This window comes from Halorubrum halophilum, from assembly GCF_000739595.1.
Classification (GTDB): domain Archaea; phylum Halobacteriota; class Halobacteria; order Halobacteriales; family Haloferacaceae; genus Halorubrum; species Halorubrum halophilum.
The window spans coordinates 21,644-34,512 of record NZ_BBJP01000067.1 but is presented as its reverse complement, the minus strand read 5'-3'; the positions used below and the strand labels follow the sequence as shown (position 1 = coordinate 34,512).

The 12,869-nt window shown below is 54.7% G+C and carries 8 protein-coding genes; 7 read left to right on the top strand and 1 reads right to left on the bottom strand.

From position 1 onward, the window contains the following. From ACP96_RS18225 to ACP96_RS15360, 4 genes are all read left to right on the top strand, one after another. On the top strand, positions 1 to 281 hold a 281-nt coding region (locus ACP96_RS18225), incomplete at its 5' end, for a zinc ribbon domain-containing protein (RefSeq protein ID WP_154020499.1). A gap of 427 nt (positions 282 to 708) precedes the next feature. Then, positions 709 to 4,275: an ATP-binding protein gene (locus ACP96_RS15370; RefSeq protein WP_237561690.1), complete on the top strand. Its 3,567-nt coding sequence runs from the start codon at positions 709 to 711 to the stop codon at positions 4,273 to 4,275. Between the two features lie 3,175 nt (positions 4,276 to 7,450). Then, complete coding sequence (locus ACP96_RS15365) at positions 7,451 to 7,810, top strand: hypothetical protein (RefSeq protein ID WP_050033987.1); 360 nt, start codon at positions 7,451 to 7,453, stop codon at positions 7,808 to 7,810. A gap of 200 nt (positions 7,811 to 8,010) precedes the next feature. Next, positions 8,011 to 9,183, top strand: coding sequence for a tubulin/FtsZ family protein (locus tag ACP96_RS15360; RefSeq protein WP_050033992.1), 1,173 nt, complete (start codon positions 8,011 to 8,013; stop codon positions 9,181 to 9,183). Positions 9,184 to 9,195: 12 nt separating this feature from the next. Here ACP96_RS15360 and ACP96_RS15355 read toward each other — a convergent pair whose 3' ends face one another. Further along, a complete protein-coding gene (locus ACP96_RS15355; protein ID WP_050033991.1) occupies positions 9,196 to 9,996 on the bottom strand; it encodes an SWIM zinc finger family protein in 801 nt (266 codons plus the stop codon). Between the two features lie 775 nt (positions 9,997 to 10,771). Here ACP96_RS15355 and ACP96_RS15350 point away from each other — a divergent pair. From ACP96_RS15350 to ACP96_RS18210, 3 genes are read left to right on the top strand one after another with little or no spacing between them, the layout of a single operon-like run. Further along, a complete protein-coding gene (locus ACP96_RS15350; RefSeq protein WP_050033990.1) occupies positions 10,772 to 11,116 on the top strand; it encodes a DUF7344 domain-containing protein in 345 nt (114 codons plus the stop codon). After that, on the top strand, positions 11,113 to 11,796 hold the full coding sequence (locus tag ACP96_RS19655; RefSeq protein ID WP_050033986.1) for a hypothetical protein: 684 nt from the start codon (positions 11,113 to 11,115) through the stop codon (positions 11,794 to 11,796). The genes ACP96_RS15350 and ACP96_RS19655 overlap by 4 nt, the downstream gene beginning before the upstream one ends. Continuing rightward, positions 11,793 to 12,836 (top strand): hypothetical protein, encoded by a 1,044-nt coding sequence (locus ACP96_RS18210; protein ID WP_082222593.1) that lies wholly within the window; start codon positions 11,793 to 11,795, stop codon positions 12,834 to 12,836. Before ACP96_RS19655 ends, ACP96_RS18210 begins: the two co-directional genes overlap by 4 nt. Positions 12,837 to 12,869 lie beyond the last annotated feature (33 nt).

The following is a 12,869-nucleotide window of genomic DNA, read 5'->3' as shown; positions in this document are numbered from 1 at the left end:
GTGTGGAGGTGCTGAAAGAAAACGAGTGGAACACCTCGAAAACGTGTTCCCGCTGTGGAGACGAGACGAAATCGAATCGCGTCGAACGTGGCCTGTACGTCTGCTCGTCGTGCGAGTTGGTAGCCAACGCGGACTGTAACGGGGCGGAGAATATGCGTCAGAAGATAACTCCGAGTCCTCACGGCGAGGATAGGAGTAACGGCTGTGTGGCACAGCCATCGACACACTTGTTCGACCGCGAGAGCGGGACGTTTCACACGAGAGAACAGGTCGTGTCGTAGACCAGCAAATATCCCACCTGCGGTACGGGAAGCCTCGCCGTTTACGGCGAGGAGGATGTCACCACCGAGCGGTCGGAATCGGTAGGTATGGTCAGAACCTTTAGCTGGTGCCGACGAAGACACAACCGAAATCCAAGCTGAAATCGAAGAACTGGTGCAGCGTATTACCGAGTTCACCAGTTGTGACCTCGGTCCGCTCGGCACTAACCCCCAGTCGCTACGACGCAGTTGCGGTGTGAGTCGTCATTGGTCTCGTCGTCGCTATCAGTCATTTCCTTCGTGTCGGCGAACCTAACTGGGTCGTGTTCAAATGAGTATACGTGCTACCGTAGTCAATCTGGATAATTCCCGGAATAGTATACACATTGAACAGTTTGTAGACCCCCAAAAAAGAGCTATTTGGGGGGGTTGTGTTGGAAATGTCACCGTGAGTAAAAAAGAAAATAAACCTGATAAAGGGCCTCCGGAATCCGGTGAACCAACAAATCCGGATGCATCACCTGATGCGGAAGAAGCGGACTCCACACCAAAATCTGATGCTGACGAGACCTCCGCTAGTGCTTCACTCAGCGGGGAGATCGACACTGACGAAGCGGAAGACTTCATCGAACAGATCGAATCCGAACAAGAATACATTCAGATAATCCCCGTGCGTGAGGAGGTGAACTCAGAGACGGTCAAACGAGAACTCTACGGACTCCATCGATACGGAAACGGGCGTAAGCTCCCGCTCGATATGGAACTCCATGTCGCTGGTATCGAGCCCGTCTCAAACTTCGAGTTCATCATCTACAAGCCAGAAGACGAAGCCCAGTTCAAGTTCTTCATCGGGCCGGGAGAGCGCGGCGAAGTCACCTGTGACCGACTCGAAAGCACTACGCGATCGCAGTATCCGGAGAACTTCGAATTCGGACGGGAAAACTTTGACATCACGAACGTCTTCGATGATGTCCCCGAGATGGTGCGGTGGGAGGGTGTTGAGGAGAAACGACGGGACTGGATGACGACGCTCTCGTCGTTCGACAACGAAACGATCGAACGCTCGCCGCTCTCCAATCTCCTCGAAACCATCATCCAAACAGAGGGCTCGGTCGTCTTTCAAGCGGTTTTCGAGCCACGCGCAGACTGGTCTCCGAAAGCCGAACGGCAGAAAGGAAACCTCAAGCAAGGCGTCCACACGACCGGCGGGCTCTTCCTTCGGACACTTCTCGACGGGGTCCTCGGCGTCTCTAATGAGGAAAAACAAGAGCGCCACCGGAGCGACACGCCCCACGAAATCGGCGGCTCAATCCACGACTCACAGACCGCAGGCTACCGCTCAGGCACGGGACGGATGGGTCAGATCGACCTGAAAGATCCATCTCACACGTACAACGTCACGCTCCGAGCGGCCACCTCAGACACCGAGTGCGCCCGGAATCTCCAAGATTCACTCAACCAGCTCAGTGGGAAGTTCTACTCCATCGAGGGGAACTACCTCGGTACGAACGAACCTGAGTACAAGCGGATGCTCAGCCACGGGATCACCTACCCGAACGGGCTCGAGTCCTGGTCGCGACAAAAGCCGATTCTCGTCTGTAACATTGACGAGCTCTCAAACTTCATCACGGTCCCGTCAATCGACACGCTGCCGAAAGCGAGTCGAGGTGGGACCGGCGGGAGACCGACAGCTCAATCACCGCTCACCTCGCCCAACGAGGAAGTATTCAAGGAGTTCTCGACCGGCATGACGATCGGTCACGCCGTCACCGCACTCCGAGATAACTCCGAGGAGCCGGACAAGATCAGCACCATCCAGAGCAAAAACGAGTGGTGGGACCACCTCGCGAAGCGGGATGCATTGTCGCTGTCAGCAGATCATCTCACCCAGCACTACATCCGCGCAGCAACGACTGGGAGCGGGAAAACGGTCGCGACGATCAACGACATGCTCACCACCCACCACAACCTCGAGGGGCCGACAATCCTCATCGATCCCAAGGACGGCGAGATGTGTGAGAACTACCTGCGGTGTCACCGGACGCTGTTCGGGAACCTCGCGGACGTCGAATACATCCAAATCCCAGAAGCAGAGGGCAAGGTTCCAGGGATGCCATTCTTCGACCTCCGGCCGCTCACAGAGGGTGCCGGGCGGACCCGAGAGACAGCCAAACAGGACATCATCGACCACTACTTCCAACTGCTCAGATTCGTCCTCGGGAAGAAGACAGTCGAGCAGGCGTTCGTCGCAAACGAAATCCTCACCAACCTGATCAAGGCGCTGTTCGACCGCGAACACGGGAAGGATTACTTCTCGATCGGCGAACTCATGGAAGCCGCACAGGAATTCCAGAAGTACGGCAAGGATGTCGAAGACATCGACGAGGACTACGAGACAGTTCTCAAGGCGATCCCGCGAACGGTCGACACGCAGGTGACGTCCATCCTCGAGTCCCACCTTGAGAAGGACGCACGCCAGTTCATGAACACCACCGACGCGGTTCTCAACCGGATCCGGAAGCTGAAAGAGCGCGACTTCATCTGGGATATGCTGTCGTACACAGTCGACGACGAGTACTGGAACGACGACACAAACTGGTACAACAAAGAGCAGATTCCGATGCTCGACATGAAGAGCATCCTCAACTCGAACAAGGTCGTCCTCATCGACACAGGGAGTCTCCGCGGGGCCAGCAGCGAAGTCTTCACCGTCCTGTTCTTGTCTCATCTGTGGACTTCGGCGCAGTCAATCTGGACGCCAGACGATGATGAATACATCACGAACGTCATCATCGAAGAGTCTGCGAACATCGCTCGCAACGAAATCGTCTACCGAGAGCTCCTCCCGAAAGGGCGCGAGTTCAACCTCTCGCTCGGGCTCATCATGCAGTATCCCGAGCAGGTACTCGGAGAGAATCCACAGGACAATCGTCGGGCGTACAAAGAAATCCTCAACAACATCAACACGAAGATCATCGGCAACGTCGCGACGGACGACCTCTTAGCGGAGTCGCTGTTCCACGAAGATCTCGAAAACGACGAGATCAAAGACCGTATCGCAGGTCTCCGGCGGGGGGAGTGGCTCGTCCAACTACCGTCGACAGGCTTCCACAAACAGAAGCCAGAGATACTCACGCTCCGGCCACTTCCCATCCCACCAGGGCATAGTGCGGGACCGTTCAACGTCAGCTCGCGTGAAGACCTCGTCCGCGAACGAAGCCGAGATCGCCACTGCGTCAACCGCGAACACGAAGCGATCGACATGGACAGCGGCGTGAAATCTGGTGGAGATGACGACGGGGACTCGGACGATGAAGACGAAGCGCCAGAAGACTCTGAGGAGTTCACAAGCGACCACTCGGCGTTCCTCGGAATGGTCTTTGACGCACTCACAGACGGCCTCAATAGCTACCACATCAAGGACTCGATGAACGTCCTGCCGTACAGCGAGACGGCACCCGATCTCATCGAGTGGGGGTTCTTAGAGAAGTTCGAACTCGGAAACAGACAGGCGTACTACTGGCCGACAGACGAAGCAAACGTCGTCGCCGGGAAGAATCTCGCGCCACGAGACGGTGGTGAGTACGGCCGGGAAAGCCCGGAACACCGGGTCGGCGTCAGGCTCATCGACGCATATTACGACGGGCTCGGCTACGAGACGCACATGTACTACACCCCCGAGGGCAGCGAACTCAAATTCGATCTCTACGTCGAGGCGACAGAGGAATCTCCCGACGATCGGGACAAAGTCATCGAAGTTGAGCTGTCCCCGGAGAAGCGGCGACACGTTGTAGGCGACTACTACAAACTCAAGGATGCGGACGCCGACGCCATCTGGGTCGTCAAAAACGCCGAAGGTATGCGAAAGCTGCTGTCGTCGCTAACAGCCCACATTGGGTATATCGAGGCGAGAGAATCGGACAACTTCAAGAAGGTCAGCGACGAACTCGACGCGGACGGCGCTCAGAAAATCTTCGGCATCAACAAACTCAGGAAGGACCTGAGAGACGACTAGCGACGAAACCATCTCTACCGAGCACTCCTTTTTTTGATAATCGACCTCCGAGTGAATCTCAAAACCAACATCCGTATCGGCAACCCTGAGCAAATCAACTTACCCAGAATTAAGGTCCAGCCGCAAGCATATGCGCCCACAATCAAGCAGAACGTGGGTTATTTTGAGGAAACTAAAGTAATAACAGAAAGACGAGCAGTCAATATTCCACGGATATCAGGGGGAGCAACTGTCAATATTCCACGGAGATCTGGAGGAGCAACAGTCAATATTCAACCGATCTCAGCAAGAGCAGCAATAAAAATTTAGCTGAAAACAGGTAGATAACGGCGTCATAGGGTGGACTAACTCATGTGTAAAAGGATACAAAGTAAGCCGAAGCAGTATCGATATAATCCTCTTGGAGCCAATCTAAACAGTCACCCGAACCAAGAGATATCCACAACTCAACTGAAGGATATCGTCCAACACACAACTCCACCGATGTCACCGATCCCACCGGCTCACCTCCAGACAATCCCACCGCCGACCACAACAGAATTCTCAATTTATACATAATCAGACAAGTACTGCCAATCGTGGTCTGGTAATTACCAGACTGCGACCGATAACAGGCACTCTTTAATTAAAATTGTAATCACAAGACGGGATGCGATTCAATGGAGTTCGTAATTATTTGTAAGGCCGTGGCTCAGATCTTCTAAGGAGAAAATCTGAATTTCCTAATTACAAGACGGCAAGCGGATATACCGGGTCGGTAATTAATTCTATAATCACATGAAGAGAAGCAGATAGAGCACTATTCTAATTACAGCAAAAATCCAGAATTCGCAGAAGTTGACATGTTGTCTTCCGCTCTCTAATTACAAGACGCAAGGCTGATACAGGGGTGTTGTAATCACCCGTGTAATCACAAGACTGCTCCGTGATTCCGTTGGTTCGTAATTAGCAGCAATATTAGCCGCCTATTCAAAATAATTAATAGACGTGGGTCCGATAGAGGCATTACTTAATTAAAAACCATATCTCTTTGACATACACCATAATTACAGGACGGCGGTCGATTTGGTGCGTTGTGTAATTAACACACCCCACCCGATAATCCCGCTGGTTGGGTTCTAACAACCTGAGGGGGCTTTAGAGAGTCTCTAATATCTCTCTCAACCTCTCAGGTTAGGTTCCGCGAATTCACAATGTTAGGGGCTCAGAGAGAAAAATGACCAGAAGGTCGGTCGCGTAGCGAGGAGACGGGGCGGAGCCAAGGGGCGAGGACAGAATGATGAGATCGAACGAGATGTCGCAGAGAGTGTATCAGAAATCAGATACTGGATTGGTGGGGGAGAATTGAGTCGACCAGGAGGCGGGACAAACGGCTACCGAGAGAGTGACCCATTCAGAGAAGTCGGCTATCGCAACCGAGATGAGACACTACCTAGGGATCACTCTCGGAGAGACAACAACCGACGTCCGACACAGATACTCGCGTCAACACCTCCACTCCGTTCGATGTAGAGGCGGACACCGACGAGCAGTCGCAGCAGGGGCAGACACAATCGGAGCGAACAGCAGCCAGCGACAGCAAAGTACGACGGGCAATCACGCGAGGGGTAATCGATACGCGGAGGGCAAGCGAGAACCTCAGTAGAGGGCGGGTGGAGTAGTGGTGAGAGGCAGTGGAACTCCCCCCGGTTGCCGGTAGGCACGACTCATCCTGGATCAGCGTACTGCCACAATCCTATACACCTACAGCCAGGCCCATTCCTAAAATCATACTAAGGTAGGACAGAAAACAGTCGAAAACGATCCGGGCAGAAGCGGAAATGAGAGCAATATTAGGCCGGGCAGAAGTCGACAGGCGGTTTGAAAAGAGAGACTGTTTCGACTACGATCGCAAAAACAGATTTATTGGAAATCCTTTCTCCTGCTAGAGTTAGACGATACTCAGCCAGTGATCTTCACCCATCACCACTCTCTGAGTTGAGGGCAAGAACCTAAACATATCTCACTTTCTTTTCACAACTCGCATAAGCAGGCACATGAATAAGCAGACTGCGGTGGATTTGGCCCATGTGGATGTATATTATTGAATAAGCAGACAGGACAGGATCTAGTGCTTCCTTATGTAACATGGTGAAATACTGAGATCCGTCATCGGCCATTACGACGAAATTCAAAAATAAGTAGATGGTGGCACGATACTTCCTGAACAGTGTAAAAACCGAAACAAGCAGACGAGACCACAATTAGTACCATCTCATGTAAGAGAGCCCTAGCATAGTCTTAGAATTCCTACATACTATCCGATAACCATGAATAACTAGACGGTAGCCTGATTCGGGTGTGTCTATGTAAGTAGAAGAATAAGTATACGGCAACGGTATTGGGTGGGTTTTGTATAATACAATATTCCAGTCTGATACCCAGTCCATATAATTAGACGGAAGCAACTTAGACATGATTCAGTGTAAAAATTATAATATGAATGTCATCACCGAAAACAAGGGTACGTGAACCGGTTTGAGGCATTTCAATGTAACACTACCCTCCCCTCTAATGTCGCTGGTTAGGTTCTAACGGCCTGAGGGGGCTTTAGAGATCCTCTAATATATCTCTCCTCCCCTGTGGTTAGGTTCCGCAAATTCACAATGTTAGGGGGCTAGAGAGCAGATCGACTAGATGGTCGGTCGCGTAGCGAGGGAACAGGGCGGAGCCGGGAGAAGAATAGAGAGTCGAGAAATCGAGCGAGATATCACAGAACGTATATCAGAAATCAGATACTGGATTGGCGAGGAAAGACGAGTTGGTTAGAAGTCTAGACAGGCAGCGAGTGAGAGGGTGGTCCGTCCGGACAGAGTGGCTATCGCAACCAAGCGAGTAGACGTCCCGGCGAGCACACCAACGAAGACTAGCCGACCTATGTCTAGTAGAGGCAGTCGCGTCAACACAATACCCACCCTTTGGTGTGGGGATAGGCACAACGAGCCGCGGGCGGGGCAGATACAACGGGACGTCCAGCGACCACCGATAACACAGTCGGGCTGACGACGATGCGAAGGGAAGCCAACTGCGCGATTGGGGGGAACCAACTCTGTAGTGATAGTGGATGCTCTGACTGATTATCACATGTTGTTACCAACCAGATACATTCATAACTCACCGGCAAAGGGACCTCCCGATGCCGACACACATTACCGGATACGTTGCTGATGAACTCGCCGAGCTCATCGACGATGTCGCAGAGCACGATAACATTTCTCGGAACCGAACGATCGAACTGCTGCTTCGAGAAGGAGTGAACAACCGCCATCAGCGGATCAAGATGGAACAGATCAACATCAAGGTCGAGCGGCTGCTTCGAGAGATAGGTGTCAACTCGGATGGCGAGTTCGGCGAGGAGATCGAAGCGCAGAGCGAGAAGATCGGGAACATACCACTGCCAGAGGGAACGACCGGCGTCGACCTCGTCACACCGCACCCGTACTTCGGCGGCGACGGATGGTACCACGATCCGGAAGACCACCCCTACAATCAGTAAGCGAACCGGACGGCTGACGAGTAGCGACACGCAACTTTTGGCGGGGCTGTTCACTCCATTTTGTCTTGTCTCTCATTGACCAGACCATTTTGCGAGTGCTCTGGGTCGATTACATTATTCATGGACCCCCCACACCGGTTTTCCAGTGTTCTTCCAAGCTTTATACGTCTAACCTGCGTAGTCACATGTGGTATGTTCACATGAAACTCGCATTGATCGGGGTCGGACAGGCGGGTGGGAAGGTGGTCGACGAGTTCCTGGCCTACGACGCACGGACAGGCGCTGATATCGTTCGGGGAGCGATCGCCGTCAACACGGCGAAAGCAGATCTCCAGGGAATCGACCACCTCTCGAAAGACCGCCGGATCCTGATCGGTCAATCGCGAGTGAAGGGACACGGTGTGGGCGCAGATAACGAACTCGGCGCAGAGGTGGCCGAAGAAGACATCGACGAGGTTCAGGGCGCGCTCGACTCAGTGCCGGTCCACGAGATCGATGCGTTCCTCGTCGTTGCGGGGCTTGGTGGCGGGACGGGGTCAGGTGGGGCGCCCGTGATTGCCAAGAACCTCAAGCGGATCTACACTGAACCTGTGTACGGGCTCGGCATTCTGCCCGGCAGTGACGAGGGTGGGATCTACACGCTGAACGCCGCTCGATCGCTCAAGACGTTCGTCGACGAGGTGGACAACCTCATGTTGTTTGACAACGACGCCTGGCGCAGCTCGGGTGAATCCGTGGAGGAAGGGTTCGACGCGATCAACGAGGAGCTCGTCCAGCGGTTCGGCGTGCTCTTCAGTGCGGGCGAGATAACCGAGGGAAGCGATGTCGCCGAAAGCGTGGTTGACTCTTCGGAGATCATCAATACGCTCAAAGGCGGTGGGATCTCCTCGCTGGGCTATGCCGATGTCGAGGTGGACGAGCCAGAGCGGAAGGGATTGCTCTCGCGACTCCGTGGCGATACAGATAACGGGATCGACAGTACAGAGGCGACGAATCGAATTACGAGTCTCGTCCGAAAGGCAACGCTCGGTCGGCTCACTTTACCCTGTGAGGTGAGCGGGACAGAGCGAGCGCTGCTTGTGGTTGCCGGCCCGCCAGAGTATCTCAACCGGAAGGGAATCGAGCACGGTCGCAAGTGGCTCGAAGAACAGACCGGATCGATGGAAGTCCGCGGTGGTGACTATCCACGACGTGGTGAGGGAACGGTCGCGGCACTCGTACTGCTCGGTGGCGTGACGAACGTCCCGCGAGTGAAAGAGCTCCAGCAAGTCGCAATCGAAGCACAACAGAATCTCGGGGAGATCACTGACGAGAGCGAGGGCCGTTTCTCGGAGCTGATGGATAGCGATGGGGAGTTGGAGTCGCTGTTTTGAGATCGTAGTGGTCTATTCGTCGTATCGATCTTCGAGGTCGTCGAGTGCTCGCCAGAACTGCCTGTTGTTAATCTCTGACTCTGCTGCTGCCCGTGTTTCTAACACGCCGGCATACGCGTCGAAGTCCTCGGGACTGGGATCGGTCGCCAAGACACAGTCGATGTATCCATCGAGAGCTGTCTGGAGAGTCTGTGCGTAGTGGTCGTAGGACCCGTCGATCCAATTAAAATTCTCATCGACTTCCTCGAACACTGCCCGATAGACGGTCGCAGCGGCGAGGTATCGATCGCGCTCACGGTACTGTTCGGCAATGTCGAAGAATCGGGAGAAGTCGATCGCCTCGAACACCACCGGATCGGCATGTTGCTCAAACAAGCGACCGATCTCCTCACGGTACTCACCGACCGATTTGTGTTCGTCGCCGAACTGCGCGAGAAACTGTTCTCGAGCCGTGCTGTGAGTGGCAAGAATCTCGTGGACGAACGCACGCAGCTCTTCGACAGGGACGTCCGCCAGGAGAGCCTCGATACGCTCACTCTCATCTTCTGGCGGGTCGTCTGCGATAGCGAGGAGCACCGCGATAACGTGTTTGCAGTCGCCTTGGCCGTCGTATGGACAGGTACACTGAGTCTCGAGACTTCGGCCACTGAATTTGATAGTCACGTCGTACGGGTTCGATCCGCTGACAACGGCTGACACGAGATCGTCGAACCGGTCGAGCTGCTGGATCCGTCCCTCCCTGCGATAGGTTTGCCCCCGCTCAAACACGGGATCGGTACATCGGTGCTGGATGGTTTCTGTATCGATGTTCATGCGGAACTCGTCCGAAATCACTCTATTGGGACCTCGGTACTCTCGTCACACTTGTAGCTGCCACCTTTCAAAAGCGTCTCTCTTGAGGTCTTCCACAGTTACGAGCACGAACGAATACTTGGGTGAGGATATCGTGGAAACATATTGGAGACGTTCACCACTTGCTGGTGTTCGACCACCGTTGGTGAGCCCGCCTGCTGGACCCGCTGTGCCATTTGATAGATGACTGAGTCCGTTTCCACATTTGGGAAGTCAACTGTTTCTCACGGCGCTGTCAGCGGTCTTGTGGCCGCGGTCCTATTCATCACCCCATCTCAATCGCGTAGATAGAGAAGAGCCGCCGTAGTGAAGGATTATTTTTAACCACCAGTTGAGGTGGTGCGTGATTTAAGAGGTGATTAAGAACACAAGCTAATATCTGCCTTAGAGGCGTTCAAGCGGCCAAATACTCGACCCTCAGTTTGTGACACTCATATAAAAGTCACAATCGACTCTCTTCAACTCACGCACGATTCCTGACGGAACCCTCCGGCGCTGAGACGCCGGAGGAGTCGTGCTGCCACCCAATGACAGCAACCAACCCAAACAGGGTCAGGAGTGATAACTCTGGTCTCCAGAGTACCTCACTCGACACTGACCTACAGACACACCGCGTCGCACAGTCCAGTTCTAAAATCCCGCCGAACCGTCGCCAGCGAAACGCCGGTCGAACAATGATCGTGGGGCGGTCTAAGTGACCGAAGCCACCGACGATCCGACATCGTTCGCCATCCCGATGGATCCAGACCGTGCGTTCAACGCGATCGCAAACAGTCGTCGCCGGCGCGTCTTGCTCTCACTCTCACAGTCGCATGGAGCAACTACCGCAGGTGATCTGGCCGTCGAAATCGCCGCCATCGAGAATGCGATTGACCCCAGTAAAATCAGGAGCAACGAACGCACCTCAGTCTACATCTCGCTGACCCAATCGCATCTCGAGACGCTCGATGAGTGCGGCGCAATCGCGTTTGATGACCGATCGAAGTCCGTCTCTCCGACAGACGCGACCGAACCCCTCGCCGAACACATCCGCCGACTCCAGACTGCGTGTTACAAGCCAGATTCGGAGGAGTCCCAATGACCGAGTATCAGCCAGAACTGGAGACGCTCAGAGACATCGACACGAGTTTCCACCGGCTGTTCGAGACAGTCAACGACTCTGAGGCCCCTACCATGCCGGGAGATGACCCACTCTCCACATTACGGCGGGCACGGTCACAGATCGACGCCGCACTGTTCGCGTATCGTCGCCGAACTGAGGACGCTACACTCGCTGATGACGGGACATGTATCCTCCAGTGGGACCCACCGAGTGCTCCGCCTCGCCGCCTCCGGTTCGAGCCCGACAGCACTGGCGAGACGTGGACCCGTCGCGAATGGGAGTGGACTGGCGCTGAGTGGCGTACCTGTGGGAGTGACCGCCTCGACAACGTCGCGATACGTGCTCCAGCAGCGGCGCGGTATCCAGAGCCAGTCGATCCCACACCGATCGAAACGATGCTCGAGTGGACCCGCGACAGTTGGGCTCGTCCGGATCCGCCTGCGCTCGTGTTCGCGAAGACGGCCACCACCGAGCAGGGTGTAGTCGTCTCCGTCGACGGGGACCTCCGCTACCGGGAGCGCGATAGCCCACAGTGGTATCCTGCGACGACAGACGAGTTCTACCACCACCTTCGCACTCACGGACAGCCAACGCTCCTACCGCTCTCAGAAACCGCACTGACTCGCCACGACTTCACTCCCAGCCCGCTCTCTCAATGACGGACGAAACACTCTCGCTTCCACCGGGATTCGATCGTGGACTCACCCAGCTTATCGACGCGATCGAGACGCTCCGGGACGCTCTCTCAGACGAGGAGACACTTTCGACCGTCCAAGCTGTCACCACACGGCGGCGGTTGTTCCTCGCGCTTTACGCGCTCAAAGCGATCCGTCGACAGCTTGCGGATACAGAGCATCGCCCGTCCCAAGGCGATCATGAGGTGGTGACGTGGGACGACCCTGCTCAGGCACTGTATCACATCAAACTACGTCTCGATCGGCTGCTTGAGGATCTCTCCATTCAGGGGTACGACCACTCCTCACAAGAGTATTCGATCGAGCAAACACTCGAAACGATTCGAGACCACATCGTCATTCTTCAGGACGCACTTTCTGAGGGGTCGACGGACAACTCCACGCTGCTTGAGAAACTCTCCAGTCACCGATCTGTCTATGCAGACGTGGCTGGGCGTGGGGTTGGCGATGGGCGGTGGCTTGAGTATCAACTCCAGCGGGCGTTGATTCGGTGGGGATACCAAGCAGCGACTCGACAGAAACTGTTCAATCTCGAGGTTGACGTCGTCGCCACCCGAAAGACAAAACAGCACAAGCCGAGCGATTGGATCGTTGCCCAATGTAAAGACTGGACGAGCGATACGATCACCCCGGCGAAGATCTTCCGGCTGTGTACGATAGCGTTTGCCTGTCGGGCAATGCCGGTCCTCTGTCATACGACCGAGCTCACACCTCGGGCTGAGAAACTCGCCCGTCACTTCGAAGTTCGGGTCCTCGATCTCCGCGATCTTGAACGTGGAGCGCTTCCTGCCCCTCAAGTGTATAGCCTGTCGGCTGAACTCAACGAATGGCCTCCAGAGTATGGGGTACGTGAGGATCGGGGGAGTCTCCCCCTGATGTTCTACAGAGAACCTGGCAAACGGTTCAGCTACGTTCCTGGCTTCACTCCTGTGGGGATGGATTACGACTACGAACCGATCGATACCGACCGAGACGACGATACGCATCCCGCAGCCGGGCACTGATTAGTCAAAGATATCGACGAAGTGTTATATGGT

What these genes read in the sequence shown, in the direction of transcription:
- ACP96_RS15365 (WP_050033987.1), top strand. Translation starts at nt 7,451, where the DNA reads ATGCCGACACACATTACCGGATACGTTGCTGATGAACTCGCCGAGCTC.
- ACP96_RS15360 (WP_050033992.1), top strand. Translation starts at nt 8,011, where the DNA reads ATGAAACTCGCATTGATCGGGGTCGGACAGGCGGGTGGGAAGGTGGTC.
- ACP96_RS15350 (WP_050033990.1), top strand. Translation starts at nt 10,772, where the DNA reads ATGGATCCAGACCGTGCGTTCAACGCGATCGCAAACAGTCGTCGCCGG.
- ACP96_RS15355 (WP_050033991.1), bottom strand. Translation starts at nt 9,996, where the DNA reads ATGAACATCGATACAGAAACCATCCAGCACCGATGTACCGATCCCGTG.
- ACP96_RS19655 (WP_050033986.1), top strand. Translation starts at nt 11,113, where the DNA reads ATGACCGAGTATCAGCCAGAACTGGAGACGCTCAGAGACATCGACACG.
- ACP96_RS18210 (WP_082222593.1), top strand. Translation starts at nt 11,793, where the DNA reads ATGACGGACGAAACACTCTCGCTTCCACCGGGATTCGATCGTGGACTC.